16 protein-coding genes and 1 pseudogene are annotated in these 20,058 nt (G+C 28.5%); 14 read left to right on the top strand and 3 right to left on the bottom strand.

Annotated features, from left to right (window positions below):
• Nucleotides 1-245: 245 nt before the first annotated feature.
• From HMPREF1552_RS09505 to HMPREF1552_RS09495, 3 genes are all read left to right on the top strand, one after another.
• Nucleotides 246-1,034, top strand: a complete 789-nt coding sequence (locus HMPREF1552_RS09505) for a ThiF family adenylyltransferase (protein WP_021744964.1) — start codon at nucleotides 246-248, stop codon at nucleotides 1,032-1,034.
• A 147-nt stretch (nucleotides 1,035-1,181) separates the two neighbouring features.
• Complete coding sequence (locus HMPREF1552_RS09500; RefSeq protein WP_021744963.1) at nucleotides 1,182-2,135, top strand: hypothetical protein; 954 nt, start codon at nucleotides 1,182-1,184, stop codon at nucleotides 2,133-2,135.
• 475 nt (nucleotides 2,136-2,610) lie between these two features.
• Entirely contained in the window at nucleotides 2,611-3,528 is a 918-nt protein-coding gene (locus tag HMPREF1552_RS09495) for a cell division protein FtsZ (RefSeq protein WP_021744962.1), read from the top strand.
• Nucleotides 3,529-3,586: 58 nt separating this feature from the next.
• Here the strand turns inward: HMPREF1552_RS09495 and HMPREF1552_RS09490 are convergent, their stop codons facing one another.
• The gene (locus tag HMPREF1552_RS09490; protein ID WP_039901555.1) at nucleotides 3,587-4,111 is read right to left on the bottom strand and encodes a DUF5362 family protein; all 525 of its coding nucleotides are present in this window, start codon (nucleotides 4,109-4,111) and stop codon (nucleotides 3,587-3,589) included.
• Between the two features lie 249 nt (nucleotides 4,112-4,360).
• Here HMPREF1552_RS09490 and HMPREF1552_RS09485 point away from each other — a divergent pair, with 249 nt between their 5' ends.
• From HMPREF1552_RS09485 to HMPREF1552_RS09470, 4 genes are all read left to right on the top strand, one after another.
• Complete coding sequence (locus tag HMPREF1552_RS09485) at nucleotides 4,361-5,566, top strand: acetyl-CoA carboxylase biotin carboxylase subunit family protein (protein ID WP_021744960.1); 1,206 nt, start codon at nucleotides 4,361-4,363, stop codon at nucleotides 5,564-5,566.
• A gap of 27 nt (nucleotides 5,567-5,593) precedes the next feature.
• Nucleotides 5,594-6,331, top strand: a complete 738-nt coding sequence (locus HMPREF1552_RS09480; RefSeq protein ID WP_021744959.1) for an esterase family protein — start codon at nucleotides 5,594-5,596, stop codon at nucleotides 6,329-6,331.
• A 153-nt stretch (nucleotides 6,332-6,484) separates the two neighbouring features.
• The gene (locus HMPREF1552_RS09475; protein WP_021744958.1) at nucleotides 6,485-8,224 is read left to right on the top strand and encodes an ABC transporter ATP-binding protein; all 1,740 of its coding nucleotides are present in this window, start codon (nucleotides 6,485-6,487) and stop codon (nucleotides 8,222-8,224) included.
• On the top strand, nucleotides 8,224-10,119 hold the full coding sequence (locus tag HMPREF1552_RS09470; protein WP_021744957.1) for an ABC transporter ATP-binding protein: 1,896 nt from the start codon (nucleotides 8,224-8,226) through the stop codon (nucleotides 10,117-10,119). Before HMPREF1552_RS09475 ends, HMPREF1552_RS09470 begins: the two co-directional genes overlap by 1 nt.
• Nucleotides 10,120-10,240: 121 nt before the next feature.
• Here HMPREF1552_RS09470 and HMPREF1552_RS09465 read toward each other — a convergent pair.
• Together HMPREF1552_RS09465 and HMPREF1552_RS09460 are read right to left on the bottom strand one after the other, a co-directional pair.
• Nucleotides 10,241-10,496 (bottom strand): annotated as a pseudogene (locus tag HMPREF1552_RS09465) (Txe/YoeB family addiction module toxin).
• Nucleotides 10,489-10,773 carry a type II toxin-antitoxin system Phd/YefM family antitoxin gene (locus HMPREF1552_RS09460; protein ID WP_255349268.1) on the bottom strand — a complete coding sequence of 95 codons (285 nt, stop codon included), beginning with the start codon at nucleotides 10,771-10,773 and terminating at the stop codon, nucleotides 10,489-10,491. The pseudogene HMPREF1552_RS09465 and the gene HMPREF1552_RS09460 overlap by 8 nt, the downstream one beginning before the upstream one ends.
• 118 nt (nucleotides 10,774-10,891) lie before the next feature.
• Between HMPREF1552_RS09460 and HMPREF1552_RS09455 the strand changes: the two genes are divergently transcribed.
• From HMPREF1552_RS09455 to HMPREF1552_RS09425, 7 genes are all read left to right on the top strand, one after another.
• A complete protein-coding gene (locus HMPREF1552_RS09455; RefSeq protein WP_021744953.1) occupies nucleotides 10,892-11,176 on the top strand; it encodes a Virulence-associated protein D region in 285 nt (94 codons plus the stop codon).
• Between the two features lie 89 nt (nucleotides 11,177-11,265).
• Nucleotides 11,266-11,916: a YdcF family protein gene (locus tag HMPREF1552_RS09450; RefSeq protein WP_231370768.1), complete on the top strand. Its 651-nt coding sequence runs from the start codon at nucleotides 11,266-11,268 to the stop codon at nucleotides 11,914-11,916.
• A 336-nt stretch (nucleotides 11,917-12,252) separates the two neighbouring features.
• Nucleotides 12,253-14,049, top strand: coding sequence for a translation elongation factor 4 (lepA, locus tag HMPREF1552_RS09445; protein WP_021744951.1), 1,797 nt, complete (start codon nucleotides 12,253-12,255; stop codon nucleotides 14,047-14,049).
• A 42-nt stretch (nucleotides 14,050-14,091) separates the two neighbouring features.
• On the top strand, nucleotides 14,092-14,730 hold the full coding sequence (locus HMPREF1552_RS09440; protein ID WP_021744950.1) for a 3'-5' exonuclease: 639 nt from the start codon (nucleotides 14,092-14,094) through the stop codon (nucleotides 14,728-14,730).
• A gap of 63 nt (nucleotides 14,731-14,793) precedes the next feature.
• Nucleotides 14,794-18,066, top strand: coding sequence for a DUF3427 domain-containing protein (locus HMPREF1552_RS09435; RefSeq protein ID WP_021744949.1), 3,273 nt, complete (start codon nucleotides 14,794-14,796; stop codon nucleotides 18,064-18,066).
• Nucleotides 18,067-18,458: 392 nt separating this feature from the next.
• A complete protein-coding gene (locus HMPREF1552_RS09430) occupies nucleotides 18,459-19,568 on the top strand; it encodes a site-specific integrase (RefSeq protein WP_021744948.1) in 1,110 nt (369 codons plus the stop codon).
• A gap of 41 nt (nucleotides 19,569-19,609) precedes the next feature.
• A complete protein-coding gene (locus HMPREF1552_RS09425) occupies nucleotides 19,610-19,798 on the top strand; it encodes a hypothetical protein (RefSeq protein WP_021744947.1) in 189 nt (62 codons plus the stop codon).
• Nucleotides 19,799-20,058 lie beyond the last annotated feature (260 nt).

The raw sequence follows: 20,058 nt of genomic DNA, 5'->3' as shown, positions 1-20,058 counted from the left end.
TATGTGAAAAAATAGTAAAATAGAAACTGTACTAAGGATAAGAAACTTTAATTCATTGCTAAAATAGTATACAATTCAAAAATTTATTAAACATTTATTACTTAATTGCGGATTTATAGTATAAGAATAGAGTAAATTAAAGGAGTCAAATAAAAACTTTATAATAAAAAAATTTATACTCTCACTATTTACATTTTCTAGATTTATGATATAATATGAGAAAATTTTAGATAGAGAAAAGAAAAATGGATATTGAAAGGGGAAATAATTTAAAAATGAGTGATAAAAATCAGACATTTGCTAGGTTTTCTATGATGATTGGAGAAGAAGGGATTGAGAAATTGGGAAAATCTAGAGTTATAATTTTTGGAGTTGGCGGGGTTGGCTCTTATACTGTGGAGGCTTTGGTACGTGCAGGAATTGGGCAAATTACTATGGTTGATTTTGATGAGATTTCGGAGTCAAATATTAATAGACAGCTGCATTCGCTTAGAAGCACAATCGGTAAGTCTAAGATTGATGTTATGAAAGACAGAATTTTGGACATTAATCCAGATTGTAAGGTTGAACTTGTAAAAAGATTAGTTTATGATGATGTGTATGAAGTTTTGGGAAATAACAAATATGATTTTGTTGTGGATGCTATCGATGTCATCGGGAGCAAAATTAATCTGATTGAATATTGTGCGAAAAATAACATAAATATTATTTCTTCAATGGGATTTGGAAACAAGATGCACCCTGAAAAGATAGAAATTGCAAAAATAAAAAATACCTCTGTTTGTCCAATGGCAAGAACAATCAGAAGTATTTTGAAAAAGAAAGGGATTACAAATGTTCCAGTTGCATTTTCAAAAGAAATACCTGTTCAGCCAAATAAGTCAGAACTATTTAAGGAAGAATTGCCAACTGAATTTAGGGAAAATAATAAAATTCCGAGAAAAACTACACCTGGAAGTAATTCGTTTGTCCCAGGAGCAGCTGGTCTTGTACTGGCTTCTTATGTAGTGAGAAAGTTATTGGAGTGGGATTAAATATAGGTAATGTTAAATATCTTAATTATTTAAATTATTTAAAAACTTAATTTTAATATTATAACTTTTAAAATAAATTATTAAGCAAGTTTGTATCAACTAATAAATGTTTAAAAACAATTGAAATAGAAAAAGGAGTGAAATTGATTGGAAGAAAGAAAAGAAGCTGTATTAACAGTAAATGAAGAAAAAAAAATAAAAAAAAATAAGAAAAATGATTCTCCTAAATGGGAATCAGATAGCAAGAACCTATTGGTTAAAATATTAATTGTAATTGGACTGATTTTATGTATTTTTGGAATAATGGATAAAATCTTTGAACATACGATTTTTAACTTTTTTAAAAATTTAACAATGCCATATTTGGAAAAAACTTATGAAGAATCTAAAAAGATGTTTTTAACATTGTCGCTTTTGAAAGGAACTACGGATATTATTGAAGGTAGTACGGTTAATGTCAGTATGATTGTTGGAATGGAAATTGAGATTGGAGATATTATTCAGCCTATTTACGATATGATAAATATTTTGTGGAAAGTGTCGCTTGCGAGCGTTGTTATACTGAAGCTGGAAACGATTTATTATGAAATTTTTAAGGTAAAATTGGCTACAATATTGACGTTTATTTCATTAATTACAATTTTTCCATATACTATTTATAAAAACAAAGTTACAAGAATTTTTAGAAAGATTTCTAAATATTCGTTTTTTATATTACTTTATATTTACATAGTTCTACCAAGTGCGATATTTGTAAATTCCACAATATCAAGCTATTTTGAAAAAGAATATAAAGAACCTGCAATTGTTGAACTGAATCAAGATTTAGGAAGACTAAATAAAGTGAAAGATGAGATGCTTTCATTAGATCAATCCAAAAGCATTTTTAATATTCCAGGACAAATTGACAGTGCAAAAGTTAAAATTGATAATTTCTCAAAAGAAATAAATGTTATCTCAAAAGACTTGGTTGAAAATACGCCAGTTATTATTGGAATAATTTTATTGACATCAATTGTATTGCCGTTATTAATAGCAATTTTGCTTTATGTAGCAACAAAGTCGATTGTTTTTGAGAAGATTGCTGGAGGTAGAAAATAGAATATTTTAAAAATATATAAATAATGATGATTATTTTTTGGACAAAATAGCTTTGACAAAAGAATATTTAGGTTAATATTTTTATTGAAAAAACAAAAATCCAAATATTCAAATTATTCTTACGAATATTTATCTTAAAATCGAGTTTACGGTAAAAATAAGCCAAAAGTAAAAAATATAAATTAGAATCACAGTTATTAAATTAGCTGTGATTTTTTAATATATTTTAGGAGTCATACCTAATTACACAATAAATTTAAACTTTCATATTCTTTCCCTTGAAATACCTGGTTTAATTTGGTAAAATATATACAAATATAAAATTAAGTTTATAGAAATCATAGATTAAAATGAGTGTAAAGATTATAGCCAATTTATTTCTTTTTATATATTTAAAGAGAATCGACTATAATATTTAGACATATTTATAGAAGGGAGATTTGCAAAATTTATAATTTGCAATAGCGGGATTAGTATGAAGGATAAAATGAGTGTAAAAGTTATTGGAATTGGTGGAATGGGGATAAATTTTGTTAATTTTATGATAGCTTCAGGAGTAAGGAAGGTTGAATATATAACGATTGATACAGATAGTAAGAATTCTGAGCGAAGTCAAGCTGAAAAAAAGATTTTTTTAGATACTGGGGTTAAGGAATGCAGTAGAGAACAGGCTGAGAGAGTGGCACTTCAATGTGAGAGTCAATTTCGAGAATTATTTAAAGGTACAGATATTTTGTTTTTGGTTGCAGGAATTGGTGGAGCTACTGGGAGTGGTATAATGCCTGTTATTCTCGATGTTTCTAAAAGATTAAAAATTTTTACGATCAGTATTGTTGCACGTCCATTTTATCTTGAAGGATTTGAGAATTTAAAGATTGCAAATACAGGTATTAAGAAGATTGAGAAGATTACGGATAGTCTGATTGTAATTCCGAATGAAAAATTATATAATCATATAGATAAGAAAGAGCCTCTTGAGATGGCTTACAATAAAGTAAACGAGATTATAAAAGAAGGTATTGAAAGTATTGTAAATATTCTGACGGAAGTTGGGTTTATGAATATTGATTTACTAGATATAAAGGCAGTTCTTTACAATTCAAAGGATACAATTATTCGTGTTGGAGAAGGTAAGGGAGATAATGCTGTTGATGAGATAATTGAACAGCTGAAGGAAAATAATTTATTTGAAGGAAAATTGGAAAATGCGAAGAAAGTTCTTATAAATTTTACTGCAGGGCATGATGTTTCTTTAGCGAATATTGGACAGATAACAGAAAAAATTTCGGACATTGTTAAAGATAAGAATGTAAATCTAATCTGGGGAGTAATAATGAATCAAGATTATGATAAGACCCAGAAAATTAAGACAGTAGTGATATCAAGCGTTTAATATTATGATAATCGGAAAATGAGGGAGAGAAAGCTCTCCCTATTTTTAAATTTTAATACTAATTGTAGTAATATCCTGAAGTGTGATATAGACTTGCAGATATAGCAACAAGTAAGAATATGAAAATAAATATAACAATTAATGAGATTATATAAAACTTCAATCCTTTCGCAAGCTCTTTAAAAGAAATTTTTAATTTATTTTCATCTTCCATTTTAATGGCATCGTCTAAAGCCGAAGAAAAATTAAGGAATTTTAATGAAATAAAAATAGTAAAAATCCCAATAAGAAATGTAAATAATTGCAATATTCCTATAAAAATTCCTATAACGGAAAGAAATTTTGTGATAGAAACAATTGTTTTTATATTTTTAATAGTAAATTCATCTAAAGTTAGCCTAATCGAACCATTTTTTTTACTATTCTGACTATTTTCGGAATTTTTAAAATTCTGATTTTCTTTAAAATTTCCAGTTACTTCTTTCCTAATTTTGTCTAATTCTGCTGTATTATTAAAGTAATGACTATTTTCTATATTTTCATTCTTTTTTTCTTTATCTAAAAAATTATTTTCAAAATCCATGATAACCTCCATTTTTATTAATTTTAAAATAATTATATCATAGATTTTTAGTTTTTTAAATTAAATTTACAGAAATCTTATGTGATTCTATTTTTGGCATATTGTATAAGTTTGTTTAAAATGATTAAGAAAATAATAGTATTTTCATTTTTTCAAAAATTATGTTATAATAATACAAATTACTAAAAAAGCAGATTACAGAAGTTTATGAAATCAAACTAATTTAACAGTAGAAGGAGATGAGATATTATGAATTTTGTTTACATTTCACCACAATTTCCAAAAACTAACTGTGAATTTTGCAATAGATTAAAACAAAATGGGGTAAATGTATTAGGAATCGCAGATATAGAGTATGATCAATTGGCTCAAAAATTAAAGGATAGTTTAACAGAATACTATAAAGTTTCTAGCCTTGAAAATTATGATGAGGTTTTAAAGGCAGTGGCTTTTTTTACACATAAATATGGAAAAATCGACTGGCTTGAGTCGAATAATGAATACTGGCTTGTACAGGATTCAAGACTTCGTTTAGATTTTAATATTACAACTGGAATAAAGTCTGATAAAATTGCAAATATAAAAGAAAAGTCTAAAATGAAAAAAGCATATAAAAAAGGAGAAATACCAGCTGCGGACTTTTCATTAGTTACAACACTTGTAAAAGCAAAAAAATTTATTGATAAAGTGGGATATCCAGTAGTTGTTAAGCCTGATAATGGAGTTGGAGCTAGTGATACCCGTAAAATCAAGAATGAAAAAGAACTGAAAGAATTTTTTGAAACTCGTAATGAAAATGTAAAATATATTATGGAAGAGTATGTTGATGGAGATTTAGTGTCTTATGACGCAGTTATTGATTCCAACGGAAATCCTATTTTTGAAACAGGAATTGTTGAGCCTGCTGTTATGGATATTGTAAATGAAGGACTGGATGTATTTTATTATGTAGAAAAGGAAATGCCTGAAAAGTTACTGGATGCAGGAAGACGAGCTGTGAAAGGATTTGGAGTAAAAAGCAGATTTGTGCATCTTGAATTTTTTAAATTAAATAAAAACAAAAAAGGACTCGGTAAAAAAGGGGATTATGTAGGACTAGAAGCAAATATGCGTCCTGCAGGCGGATATACACCTGATATGTACAATTACGCCAACAATACTGATGTTTATCAAATCTGGGCTGATATGATTGCATTTGATAAAATCGAAAAGGCTAAATTAAATAAAGATATAGAAAAAAACTACTGTGTTTATGCAAGTCGTCGTGATAATAGAAATTATATTCATTCTCACGATGAAATTAAGCAGAAATATGGAAACGCAATTGTGATGGATGAAAGAATGCCAGATATTTTTTCAGGTGCAATGGGAAACTATATGTACACAGCAAAATTTAAAACAAAAGAGGAAATGGAAGAATTTATAGATTTCGTACATAAAAAAATAGAAGAATAAAAATAAATAAAATCACAAGGAGAAAGAATGCAAATAGAATATAAAAAAGAATACAGCCATCATCTTGGGCGAGAAGTAGAATATAAGAGGTATGGACATGCTGGGAAGCCAGTGTTGGTATTTCCTTCACAAGATGGGGATTGTAACCAGTATGAAGAATTTGGAATGATAGACGTACTTTCTGACTACATTGAGCAAGGAAGACTGCAATTATTCTGTGTAGGAAGCGTTGATAGAGAGAGCTGGTCAGATCTTAACGGAAATCCAAGATATAGAATAGAAATGCAGGAAAAATGGTTTAACTTTATCGCAAATGAATTTGTGCCAAGAATACAGGATATTTCTTGGAGAAGTGATATTATTGTTACAGGATGTAGTATGGGAGGAGCTCATGCGGGAATTTTATTTTTCCGTAGACCTGACTTGTTTGACACGTTAATCTCACTAAGTGGAATGTTTGATGCATCAATGTTTTTTGGAGATTACAAAGATGATTTGGTTTACAACAATTCAGTGGTTGATTTTTTAAGAAATATGCCTTGGAATCACCATTATTTAGATATATATAGACAAAAAAACATTATTGTATGTATTGGACAAGGAGCATGGGAAGAAGAGCTATTGCCAAGTAATAGAGAACTGGCTCATATTCTTTATGAAAAGCAAGTTCCAGCATGGACAGACTTTTGGGGTCACGATGTGGCTCATGATTGGTATTGGTGGAAATTGCAGATAAGATATTTTATAGAACATTTAGATATTTAAGCATAATTATTTGATTTTAATAACAAATAGAAAGCACTGAAATTTATTAATGAAATTGATTTTTTTATTTTTTTTTGATAAGTTTCGTGCTTTTAAATTTGTATTAGTATTAAAAAAAAACAAAAAAATAAAAAAGGAAGAGGTGTTAATTATATGTTAAAAAAACTATTTTCTCGTCTGGGGGAATATAAAAAAAGTGCATTAATCTCGCCAATATTTATTGGAATAGAAGTTGTTTTTGAGATGCTTATTCCAACACTTATGGCTGTAATTATTGACAGCGGACTGAATGGAAATGATGGTAAGGGAGATATGAAGTTTATTGTTATAATGGGACTTGCAACGTTTGGAGTGGCTATGTTGTCGTTGTTATGTGGAATACAAGCTAGTAAATATGCTTCTTATGCTTCGGCTGGATTTGCTAAAAACTTGAGAAAAGATTTATTTTCTAAAATACAGTCCTTTTCATTCACTAATATTGATAAATTTTCTACAGCTGGACTGATTACAAGATTTACAACAGATGTTAATAACATTCAGAATTCATTTCAGATGTTAATCAGAGGATTTGTAAGAGCTCCACTTATGATGTGCGTAGCAATATTTATGTCGTTTATGATAAGTCCAAAGTTGTCAATGATATTTATTGTTGCAGTTTTGTTTTTAGGAAGTTTTTTAGTCTTTGTTATTTTTAAGGTGCATCCGATTTTTACAGCTGCAATTAAAAAGTATGATGATATAAATTCTAGCCTTCAGGAAAACATTAATGGTATTCGAGTTGTAAAAGCATATATTCGTGAAAAATATGAAACTAATAAATTTAAGAAGGCTACTGAAAATTTGAGAAATATGTTATTAAAAGGGGAAAGAATTATAATATTTGTATCTCCTGTAATGCAAATAACAGTATTTGGGTGTATTTTACTGCTTTCATGGTTTGGAGCAAAGATGATTGTTGTAAATGAGCTGACGACTGGGCAGCTTACAAGCCTTTTTGCTTATACAACCAATATTCTTATGAGCCTTCTTATGCTTGCAATGATGCTTGTAAATATTGTGTTTTCAAGAGCATCTGGAGATAGAATTGTGATGGTTCTAGATGAAGAGCCAAATATTAAAAATCCTGAAAATGGGATAACAGAGGTAAAAGATGGTTCAATAGTATTTAAAAATGTGGATTTCAGTTACAGTAATAATCCTGATGTGCTGAATTTGACAAAAATAAATCTGGAAATAAAGTCTGGAGAAACTATTGGAATTATTGGGGGAACTGGAAGTGCAAAATCAGCTCTTGTTCAGTTAATTCCGAGATTGTATGATGTTCTAGATGGGGAACTTTTGGTTGGCGGCGTAAATGTAAAGGATTATGATATAAAGACGCTTAGAGACAATGTAGCGATGGTTCTTCAAAAAAATGTGCTGTTTTCAGGAACTATAAAGGATAATTTACGTTGGGGGAATGAAAATGCAACCGATGAGGAAATGGAACATGCTTGCAAATTGGCACAAGCTGATGAATTCATTCAGAAATTTCCTAAAAAATATGATACTCGTATTGAACGTGGCGGAGCAAATGTATCTGGAGGTCAAAGACAAAGGCTGTGTATTGCCAGAGCCTTGCTGAAATCTCCTAAAATATTAATTTTAGATGATTCTACAAGCGCAGTTGATACAAAAACGGACAAATTAATAAGGGAAGCCTTCAAAAATGAATTACCACACATTACAAAAATTATTATCGGACAAAGAGTATCATCAATAAAAGATTCTGATAAAATATTAGTTTTGGAAGACGGAATTATAACAGCAGCAGGGACACACGATGAACTGCTTAAAACAAGCAAGGTATACCGTGAAGTTTATGAATCCCAGACAGAAGGGAGTGATAAGTAATGAGTAAAAATAAAAAAACTGAAAATTCGCAATCACGAAATCAGCTAAAAGGATTAATTCGATTACTTGGATATATGTTTAAGCATTATAAAATACAGACGCTATTTGTTATTGTATTTATTTGTTTGAGTTCATTTGGAATGGTTATTGGGACAATGTATTCAAAAGAATTGATTGATGGTATCATTATTCCTAACATTGGTAAAAATAATCCTAACTTTATCAAAGAGCTTGTGAGCCTAATTTTAAAAATGGCAGTCATATATGGCGGAGCTGTAATTTGTACATATATTTATGAAATATTTATGATTTACGTTGCACAGGGAACATTGAAAAGATTAAGAGATGATGTATTTATACATATGGAATCGCTTCCTATAAAATATTTTGATACAAATGCACATGGAGATATAATGAGTGTTTATTCAAGCGATATTGACGCTTTACGAAATATGATGGTTGAAAGCTTGTCACAAGTAATATCTTCAATTATTACAATTGTAAGTGTTCTCATTTCAATGTTTATATTAAATATTCCACTAGCAATTTTCGTAGTAATAATGATTATTATTATGATTATTACAACAAAAACTATTTCTTCAAAAAGTTCAAGAAACTATACTGCTCAACAAAGAAATATCGGGATTGTTAATGGATATGTGGAAGAAATGATAGAAGGGTTAAAAGTTGTAAAAGTGTTTTCATACGAGAAAAAAGCTGATGAACGTTTTAACAGACTGAATACGGCATTATTTAACAGGGCGAACAATGCGATGAAATTTGCAAATATTTTAGGTCCTGCTGTAGGGAATCTTGGAAATATAAACTTTGTACTTACAGCAGTTCTTGGTTCAATAATTGTGTTTAATAATATTGCAGGCTTTACAATTGGAGGACTTGTATCATTTTTGCAGTTTATAAAAGTAATAAATCAGCCTGTTTCACAAATTGCACAGCAATTAACATCAGTAATATTGGCCTCGGCTGGAGCCCAAAGAGTATTTAACCTGCTAGATCAGACACCTGAACAAGATAACGGCTATGTAACTCTTGTAAACGCAAATATTGATGAAAATGGAAACATTACAGAAACTGAAAAGCACACAGGTGCGTGGGCTTGGAAATATCCACATTCTGACGGAACAATTTCTTATGAAAGACTGATGGGAGATGTTGTTTTTGAAGATGTAACATTTGGATACAATGATGAAAAGACAATACTTCATAAGATCAATCTTTATGCAAAGCCAGGAGAAAAAATTGCCTTCGTTGGTGCAACAGGAGCTGGAAAAACTACAATTACAAACTTAATTAACAGATTTTACGATATTAACTCTGGAAAAATCCGATATGATGGAATTAACATTGAAAAAATAAAAAAACAGGATCTAAGAGAATCTCTTGGAATTGTACTACAGGACACACACTTATTTTCTGGAACAGTTGCCGACAACATCAGATATGGAAAACTTGATGCAACAGATGAAGAAGTGTATGCAGCCGCAAAACTTGCCAATGCCGATCATTTTATAAAACACTTGCCACAAGGCTACAACACTTACTTAAGCGGTGATGGTTCGAGCCTTTCACAAGGACAGCGACAATTATTGTCAATAGCAAGAGCAGCAATCGCCGATCCGCCAGTCTTAATTCTGGATGAAGCAACTTCAAGTATTGATACAAGAACAGAAAAAATCGTGCAGGAAGGAATGGACAAGTTGATGGTGGGAAGAACGGTATTTGTAATTGCCCACAGGCTTTCAACTATCAAAAACTCCGATGTAATAATGGTACTTGATCAAGGAAAAATTATCGAACGTGGAAATCACGATGAACTGATTGCACAAAAAGGAACTTATTATCAGCTTTATACAGGTGGATTTGAAAATCAGTAAATTAAATGATTTAATTTTAATTGCGTTAGCAGAGTAATATTCATAAAACTAGAGTATTTGTTAAAATATTTAAAATAAAAGAGTGGTATTATCTACTCTTTTTAATCAACAAAAAACAACTTTAATAATGGCCTCTACAGGAAATTATCCATAAAACTCCATTTTCATCAATGGCATAGACAAGCCTGTTAGTTTCGTCAATTCTTCGACTAAATCCTTTTCTATATTTCAAAGCTTCAGGTTTTGCCTATTCCATTCAATGCTCCATTTCTTTCAATATCTTTTATGAGTTCATTAATCCTTTTTAAAGTTCTTTTATCTTGAGATTGCCAATATAAATAATCTGCCCAGCCATCATCAGTCCACAATTTATTCATCGTCGACCTCGATTAAATCATGAACTTGTCCTTTTCCACTTTTCATCTGAGAAAATCCTCTATCCATTTTTGCAAGATATTCAGCATTTTGGACTGCTTTCAAAAATTGATTATATTTTTCAAGATTTATTAAAACTATATTTTCTTCATTTTTTCTTGTTACAATCACATCTTCATTTTCTTTCACTACTTTATCACAATAACTTTTTAAATTATTTTTCATAGTTGAAAAACTTACAACTAACAGATTTATCTCTCCTTTATAGTTTTTGTACAATTTATTATAATTCTTTTTTTACAAAACATCAATAAAAAAATAAAAACAAGAAATTGACAATTATGGTAAAATATAATAAAATATTGTTGTAAAATATTTAAAAGAGGAGGGATTACAGATGTATGCAATTGCATTTGATTTAAAAATTGATGATTTGAAAAAAAATTATGGGGATACAGATAACAGGGCTTACGATGAAATTCGACAGGAATTGGAGATGCTAGGTTTTGAATGGACACAGGGCAGTTTATATGTGAATAGTACTGAAAAAAATACTTTAGCTGAAGTTTATAAAGCCATAACAAAACTAAAATCTATCGAATGGTTTAAAAATTCTGTAAGGGATATTAGAGCTTTTAAAGTTGAAGATTGGAGTGATTTTACAGCTATCGTGAAAGAATAATTATTTTATAGTGGTTGTTTCAGAAATGGAACAGCCTTTATTTTAAGAAAGGATATTTTTACAATCGAAAACTTATGAAGAATACAATTATGACAGTAATAAAAATTTCTATTATCTTATTTGTTTTTTTATTTTGCTTTGTACAATATTTCATAATAAATGAATATATAACTGATAGAAAAGCCGTAAATGAGAATAAAAAAGTAGATTATGTAATAATACTGGGAGCAAGAGTAAAAGGAGAAAAGCCGACTAAATCACTTATGGAAAGGATAAAGGCTGCAACTGAGTATTTAAAGAAAAATCCAGAAGTTAAGGTTATTGCAACTGGTGGACAAGGGAAAAATGAAAATGTGGCAGAAGGATTGGCGATAAAAAGGGAACTTTTGAAAAATGGAATTAGTGAGGATAGAATTATTTTGGAGGACAAATCTAAGAATACTGTTGAAAATTTTAGGTTTAGTCTTGAGAAGATAAAAAATACTCAAAATAGTAAAAATATTTTAAACAATAATGAAAAAAATCAAAAAACAAAAGTATTGATTGTAACGAATGATTATCATATTTTGCGTTCTAAAAATATTGCTAGAAAAGTTGGGTTTGACAATGAAAATTATGAAATTTACGGACTTCCAGCGAAAACGCCGATTATTTCCATACCAAAATCTTATTTTAGGGAATTTTTGTCAAATGTAAACTATTTTATTTTTCAATCTGGGAATCAGTTAAAAGTTAAATAAATTTGCAATTTAAGTGATATAAATATAATTTTTATTTCCAATTTTAAAATGTACGAGAATTTATTTAAAATTATATAAACTCTAGGTTTGAATAAAATAGTCATGGTCTTGAAGTTCAGTTTTAAAGTAGTTTTGCTATAATTTTGTGAAAAATTAAAACATAATATAAAAAATAACTGAATTTTGGTAAAATATTTTTCACAAAGACTATGAAAAAATGCAAAATTATTATATAATATACATATTGCTGAGTAACTAGGTTCGGATAGAATAGTTACTCATTTTAAAAATATAACAAAGAAGATAATAAACGAGTAAACGGAGGAAACAATATAAATGTTGGATCAAAAAAATAAAAGAAATTTTTCGATAATAGCACATATTGATCATGGAAAATCCACTATTGCGGACAGGCTTTTGGAGCAGACAGGAACTGTAACGCAAAGGGAAATGGTAGATCAGCTGTTGGATAGCATGGATTTAGAAAGAGAAAAAGGGATAACGATTAAGGCACAGGCAGTTACATTGAAGTATAAGGCTCGAAACGGGGAGACTTATGAGTTAAATTTAATTGATACGCCGGGACACGTCGATTTTATTTACGAAGTATCAAGATCGCTTGCCGCTTGTGACGGAGCCTTGCTTGTAGTTGATGCCGCACAGGGAATTGAAGCACAGACATTGGCAAATGTGTATTTGGCTTTGGAAAACGATTTGGAAATATTGCCTGTAATAAATAAAATTGACTTGCCTTCAGCGGATCCTGATAAGGTTAAGCTGGAAATAGAGGAAGTTATTGGGCTTCCAGCAGATGATGCTGTTCTTGTTTCTGGAAAAACTGGATTCGGAATTGAAGATTTGCTGGAATCAATTATTGAGCATATTCCTGCACCTAAAGGAGAAATTAACAATCCTTTGAAAGCGTTAATTTTTGACTCACATTATGATGATTTTAGAGGAGTTATAACGTATATTAGAATAATTGAAGGGAAAATTGCAAAAGGAGACAGAATTAAGATTATGTCTACCGAAAAGGAATTTGACGTATTGGAAGTTGGGATTTTCTCGCCTAAAATGAAGGAAGTTGATGAATTGACAGTTGGTTCAGTTGGATATATTATTACGGGAATTAAGTCAATCAAAGATACACAAGTTGGGGATACAATTACACATGTGAAAAATCCGACAGATATAGCTCTTGAAGGATACCGTCCTGCATTAAGCATGGTTTTTGCGGGAATTTATCCAGTTTCAACAGATGATTATGAAGATTTAAGGGAAGCATTGGAAAAATTACAGTTGAATGATGCTTCGTTATCTTATGCTCCAGAAACATCACTTGCGTTGGGATTTGGATTCAGATGTGGTTTCTTAGGGCTTTTGCACATGGAAATAGTTGTAGAAAGATTGCGTCGTGAATTTAACATTGACTTGATTTCAACAGCACCATCGGTTAAATATAACGTAACACCTGAACAAGGGGAAATGATTGTAATTGACAACCCTGCAGAATTTCCAGAAGGGAAAAAGTACATTGAGGAGCCTTACGTAAAAGGTACAATCATTGTGCCAAAGGATTATGTTGGAAACGTAATGGAGCTTTGTCAGGAAAAAAGAGGAACTTTCCTTAATATGAATTACCTTGATGAAACTCGTACAATGATAAGTTATGATTTGCCACTTGCAGAAATAGTAATTGATTTTTATGATAAATTGAAATCACGTACAAAAGGGTATGCTTCATTTGAATATGAAATGATTGGATACAAGGAATCAGACTTGGTAAAAGTGGATATTTTGGTAAGTGGAAATCCAGTAGATGCCTTTTCATTCATTGCTCATAAAGATAATGCCTATTACAGAGGGCGTGCAATCGTTGAAAAATTAAAAGATGTAATTCCGAGACAGCAGTTTGAAATACCATTACAGGCCGCATTGGGTACAAAAATAATTGCAAGAGAAACAATTAAGGCACTTAGAAAGAACGTGCTTGCAAAATGTTATGGTGGAGATATTACACGTAAGAAAAAATTATTAGAAAAACAAAAAGAAGGTAAAAAACGTATGAAGGCAATCGGAAATGTAGAAATACCCCAAGAAGCGTTTTTATCAGTATTAAAATTAAATGATTAATTTTTTATATCTTGTGTAAAAATATAAGGAAAAGAGAAAAAAGTGAACAAAGAAAAAAAACTAAATAAGAATATAATATTTTTTGATGTTGAAACAAATGGATTTCAGGGAAGTTCAGTTTTGTCAATGTCTGCAATAAAAGTGAATTATAATTCTGAAAACTCTGGAGAAGAGAGAAATAAATGGAAAAAAGTGTCTGAATTTAACAGATTTTATTTCAGAAATGAAGGTGAAGAGTTAAACGAAGGTGCAGTAAGCGTAAATGGCTTGACAGACGATGTAATTTTAAGTGAAAGAAAAAATATTATTCAAAATACAGGAATTGAATATCCTTTGACTTTTAAGGAAGATATGGATAATTTCTTTTTATTCTGCCAGGACACAAGCCATTTTGTCGCCCATAACATAAAATTTGACAGAAGCTTCGTAGATTTTCCTTTGCAAAATCAATTTGATACAATGCTAACAAATATAGACATCGTTAAAGTAAACGGTTCTTCCTACGGAAATTACAAATGGCCAAAACTTATGGAATGTGCCAATTATTATAATATCCCATTTGAAGAAAGTCAGCTGCATGGCAGTTATTACGATGTTCTTATAATGTTTAGAATTTTCTTCAAGATGATGAAGCATAAGACTGGAAATAAGCGAATTTTAGAATTTTTAGAAAAAGAATAATTTCTAAAAAAATATTTATATAAAGTCAAAAAATAGAATTAAAGTAAAATAAATGGAGTGAAAATGAGTATTTTAGCAAAAAAATCTGAGTCAAATAATTTAATAAATACAGAAGAAAAAAATAATAATTTTTTAGAAATAACCGAATACAAAGAAAATTTGGAATTTGAAATTTTGGAAACTTTTTCAGAAAAAATTTCTGATTTTATTGGGAAAAATGACTATCAAAAAGTTATTGAATTTACCGAAAAACAGTTGTATTTATTAAATCAGGCATTTACAGATAAATCAGAAAAAATAAAAACTCAAAATACTGATTTTCACTTTAAGTTACCATTAAAACGAAAAAATAGCGATATAATCGGAAATATAAATGAATTAATTATAAACGAAAAAGTAAAGTTTCGTAATTTTTTTATTTATTTAAAACAGGAATTATTAAACTGTAAAAAATTCTATTTTATAGTAAGTTTTATAAAATACTCAGGTATACAGCTTTTAATAAGTACTTTAGATGAACTTGAAAAACAAGGCATTCAAGGGGAAATTATAACATCTGTCTATCTAAATATCACAGACTCAAAGGCGTTGCGAAAACTTTTGTCGTATAAAAATATAAAAGTAAAAATTTACAATAATTCAAGCGAGAGTTTTCACACAAAAGCATATTTATTTGAAAAGGAAAAATATCATAGTGTTATAATCGGATCATCTAATATTAGCCAAAGTGCTTTGTATTCGGCTGAAGAATGGAATGTGAAACTGACAGACAGCAGTTTTTTTAATATTTATGAAAAATCATTAAACCAATTTGAAAAATTGTGGCACAGTAATGAAGCAATAGAATTGACAGAAGATTTTATTGATGAATATGAAAAATATAAAAAATCTATAAATACACAAAATACATTTGATTATAGAAAAACAAAAATAACACAAAAAGATGAATTTGTTCCAAATAGCATGCAAAAAAGAGTTTTGGAAAAGTTGGAGGAAACAAGAGAAAATGGCAATAAAAAAGGACTCGTGATTTCTGCAACTGGTACAGGGAAAACTTACCTTGCTGCAATGGATATAAAACAATTTTTTGAAATTAATTCTAACAATAAAAATAAATTGTTTGAAACAAATGATGGCAAGTCCAAAATTTTAAATATAAAATTTTTATTTATCGCCCATCGTGAAGAATTGCTGGAAAATGCAATAAATGTCTTTTCGAGAATTCTCAAAATTGATAAAAATGAATTTGGAAGAATTTACGGTGGTTTAAAAGAAATTAATAAAAGTATGGTTTTTGCTTCGATTCAATCATTAAGAAATTGTTACAATGAATTTAAAACTGATTTTTTTGATTATATCATAGTTGACGAATTTCATCATTCAATGTCAGACAGTTATTTAAAGACGCTATCATATTTTCAGAGTAAATTTTTGCTAGGTTTGACAGCAACTCCGAAACGTATGGATGGCAAAGATATTCTGTCACTTTGTGACTATAATGTTGTTGATGAAATTGGAATAAAAGAGGCTTTGGAAGAGGATTTGATTGTGCCTTTTCATTATTTTGGTGTAAATGATTACATGATTAATTATGATAACATTCCTTACAAAAATGGGAAATATAATGAAAAAGTATTATTAGAAAATTTATTACTGAACACACGTACCGATTATATTGTTGAAAAAATAAATAAGTTTGGTTTTGATGGTGATAAATTAAGTGCTATCGCATTTTGCCAAAATATAGAGCATGCTTTTTTCATGAAAGAAGAATTTACAAACAAAAGCTATAAATCCGCTGTAATCACAGCAAATACAAGTTCAAACGAAAGATCAGAAATTTTAGACAAATTTAAAAATAAAAAAATTGAAATTTTATGTGTAGTAGATATTTTAAATGAAGGAATTGACATTCCAACAATTAATTTACTGCTATTTTTACGTCCTACAATGTCCTCAACAATTTTTATACAGCAAATTGGAAGAGGATTAAGAAAGGCTGAAAATAAAGATTTTGTTACAATTATTGATTTTATTGGAAATCATAAGAAAGATTACTTGCTAATAAATTATTTTTCAAACGAAGTTGACAACAAGGATACTTTATTTACTAAAAAAGAAAAAATAATAAACGAAATAAAAAATCAATTTTCAAATATTCCAAAATCATGCTATGTAGAACTAGATAGAGTTTGTCAAAATCGTATTATTGAAAAAATCGAAAAAATCAACTTCAGTTCTAAAAATATTTTAAAAGACTTGTATTTAGATTATAAAGAAGAAATTGGCAAATCTGAAAATGAAATTTTAAAAGTAAGTGATTTTGATACAAATATCGAATTATTTCAAGAATTATCCTTAAAATTAGGCTCATTTTATAATGCACAATTACAATTTGAAAATCCTGAAATTCTAAAAATGAATAAAATATCTTTAAATTCAGAAGAAATTGAATTTTTGGCATATTTAGAAAAAAAATTGACGCTTGTAGAGCCATTTACGTATTTAATTATAAATTATTTGATAAATAATGAGTTTATAACTTCAGAAATTACTATTAATGAGTATAGAAATTATTTTAATATAAAAAATAATTTTGAAAAAGAATATGTTATAAACCGTATTTTTAGAGAATTAGTTGAAGATAAAATTTTAGAACAAAATTCAAAAAATAATAATTTATTTAACATCTCTGAAAATTACAGAAAAATATTTCAAAATATAGATAAAATTAATAATAACAATAAAATAAACCTAAAACTTATAAATTTAGATAATTCTCAAAATTCAAATTATAATTTCAAGATTCGTCTAAAAGAATTACTATATTTAGGATTGTCAGAATTTAAGAAAAGTAATAATTTATCGATATTTAATGAGAATATTCTGATTCCATACAAAAAATATAAAAGAATAGAACTCCAAATTTTGCTTGATTCCAAAGTGCCAAAAGGCAGCTGGAGAGCAGGTTATGCAAATACAGACAAGGATATTTGCCTTTTTGCAACAATTGACAAGACCCATATTTTACAAGAAAACTTAAAATATGATAATTCTTTATTTGCTGACAACATAATTCAATGGATAAGCCAACCTAAAACAGCCCATAACTCAAGTGTCGGGAAAATGTTTACAAACCATAGTGAATTAGGGTATAATGTCCACATATTTATAAGGAAATATGCATTCATGAATAATAATAAAACAAACCCATTTATTTATCTAGGAAAAGCCAATTATTATAAAAGCTATGGAGATAAACCAATGAGAATTTTATGGAAGTTAGATGAGAAAATACCACAAGAGTTAATTTATGAATTGTATAATTTAAGTTAAAAAGAAGATACGTATGATATATATTATAATGAAATGATAATACTTGGAAAATAATATTTAATATTAATACAATAATTAATATAAAGTATTTTATCGGACGTATTAATTAATTTATTTATTAAGAAATTATATTATATTTTGAAACAATTATTTTAGTCCGATAATGTATGTTATGTAATTTTAATGATAAATTACAAAGCCTTATTATATTCATTAGATTATATTTTTGATTCTTCTAGTATTTTATACTCTTACTCTTTCTTGCATATAAAATTTTCTTGTTTTATAGTTATACATATCTAAAAATACTAATAAAAAAACTTTATTTAATATATAATATAAAAATGTGATATAATTATATTGAAAATCATAAAAGTAAGGAGAACTTTAAAGTGCCAGTTTATTACAATGCGGATAGAAAGACTTGGTATGCGATGTTTTATGCTAAAGACTATAAAGGTGTAAATAAAAAGTATAAAAAGACTGGGTTTAAAAAGAAAAAAGAGGCTCAGGATTACGAATACGAATTTAAGAAAAAGATTGCCAAGTCTATGAATATGTCGTTTCAATCATTATATGAACTTTATTTTGAAGATTATAGTAAAAGACACAAGTCTACTGCAGTCAATACTATAGAAGCATATTTTCGTTTGCATATTTTACCATTTTTTGATAAAATTGAAATAAATAAGATTACTCCTTTTATGATTAGAGAATGGCAGAATAAGATGTTAGAAAAGAAATGCAAAAACGGACAACTGTTTAGCGAAAATTCTAAATCTAATATTTATGCAGCATTGAAAAGCATGTTTAACTGGGCTACGAAATATCAAGGACTAAATGAAAATCCTTGTAAAAATATGGGATCTTTTGGAAGCAAAAAAAATCGTTCGGAAATGAAAATTTGGTCTTTAAACGATTTTGAAAAGTTTATCGAAGTTTTAGAGTTAAAAAATAAAGAGAAAAATGGAAAATATTCTGATTCTATTATTATGTTTAAAATTTTGTTTTGGACCGGACTTAGAATTGGTGAACTTTTGGCTCTTTCTGAAAATGATATTAATTTGGAAGGAAAATTTATTGACGTGAACAAAACTCTTTCGCATATAAATAAAAAGGATTATATTACTACTCCAAAAACTTTGGGTTCAATAAGAAAAGTTTTATTGCCAGAAACTCTTATTTCGGATTTACAATTATATTTTTCTGTAACTTCAAAAACTAATCAAAATAAAAAAAATATAAAAACTGCTAGAATTTTTGATTTAAAAAGTTCACAACTTAGATACATTCTAGAGAAATACAGTTTGCAAGCAAATTTGCCAAAAATACGCCTTCACGACTTTAGGCATTCTCACGCTTCATATTTGCTGTTTATTCAAGCCGACATCACTGCTATCAGCAAACGGCTGGGACACGATAATTTACAAACTACGATAAATACATATTCTCATTTGTATAAGGATGCAAATGCCCAGTTAATGGAAAAATTAAATAAATAATTTTTTTAAATTATAAATAATAAAAACCAGGAGGAATTATTATGAAAAGAATAATCAAGTTGCTACTTTTAGTTTCGTTAGGAATGAGTGTTTTTGGATGTGAACTTTTTGATCCAAAATCATATAAAGAAGCAGACAAAGCTTATCGAGAAGCATTGGAAAGATGTAAAGCAAAACGTGGATACAAATATTGTAGAGATGCAAGTGTTCAAACTGTTTTTGATTACTAAATTAAAAAAATAGAAAAAATTTATTAGACTTGTTCGGAAACTTTATATTTTTTATCTCTAATAAGATAAGAAGTTTTGCTCACTTCAGAGTAATATTTATCTTATTGCCTTTTCAAATTTAATACAGTTATCGAACAGGTCTATTATTTAAATAGGATTTTAGTGTTATAAAAATAGAACTTTTATAGAACTTTATGAAATTATAAAATGTTATGTATTGTAGATTTTATAAGATATTATACCAAAAAATTGATTTATGA

This window comes from Leptotrichia sp. oral taxon 879 str. F0557 (assembly GCF_000469385.1).
Classification (GTDB): domain Bacteria; phylum Fusobacteriota; class Fusobacteriia; order Fusobacteriales; family Leptotrichiaceae; genus Leptotrichia; species Leptotrichia mesophila.
This window is presented reverse-complemented; position numbering and strand designations above follow the sequence as displayed.

Bases quoted from the DNA above. Each gene is read 5' to 3' on its own strand.
- HMPREF1552_RS09435 (WP_021744949.1), top strand. From the start codon at position 14,794: ATGAGTATTTTAGCAAAAAAATCTGAGTCAAATAATTTAATAAATACA.
- HMPREF1552_RS09450 (WP_231370768.1), top strand. From the start codon at position 11,266: ATGACAGTAATAAAAATTTCTATTATCTTATTTGTTTTTTTATTTTGC.
- lepA (WP_021744951.1), top strand. From the start codon at position 12,253: ATGTTGGATCAAAAAAATAAAAGAAATTTTTCGATAATAGCACATATT.
- HMPREF1552_RS09490 (WP_039901555.1), bottom strand. From the start codon at position 4,111: ATGGATTTTGAAAATAATTTTTTAGATAAAGAAAAAAAGAATGAAAAT.
- HMPREF1552_RS09470 (WP_021744957.1), top strand. From the start codon at position 8,224: ATGAGTAAAAATAAAAAAACTGAAAATTCGCAATCACGAAATCAGCTA.
- HMPREF1552_RS09505 (WP_021744964.1), top strand. From the start codon at position 246: ATGGATATTGAAAGGGGAAATAATTTAAAAATGAGTGATAAAAATCAG.
- HMPREF1552_RS09455 (WP_021744953.1), top strand. From the start codon at position 10,892: ATGTATGCAATTGCATTTGATTTAAAAATTGATGATTTGAAAAAAAAT.
- HMPREF1552_RS09495 (WP_021744962.1), top strand. From the start codon at position 2,611: ATGAAGGATAAAATGAGTGTAAAAGTTATTGGAATTGGTGGAATGGGG.
- HMPREF1552_RS09425 (WP_021744947.1), top strand. From the start codon at position 19,610: ATGAAAAGAATAATCAAGTTGCTACTTTTAGTTTCGTTAGGAATGAGT.
- HMPREF1552_RS09485 (WP_021744960.1), top strand. From the start codon at position 4,361: ATGAATTTTGTTTACATTTCACCACAATTTCCAAAAACTAACTGTGAA.
- HMPREF1552_RS09475 (WP_021744958.1), top strand. From the start codon at position 6,485: ATGTTAAAAAAACTATTTTCTCGTCTGGGGGAATATAAAAAAAGTGCA.
- HMPREF1552_RS09480 (WP_021744959.1), top strand. From the start codon at position 5,594: ATGCAAATAGAATATAAAAAAGAATACAGCCATCATCTTGGGCGAGAA.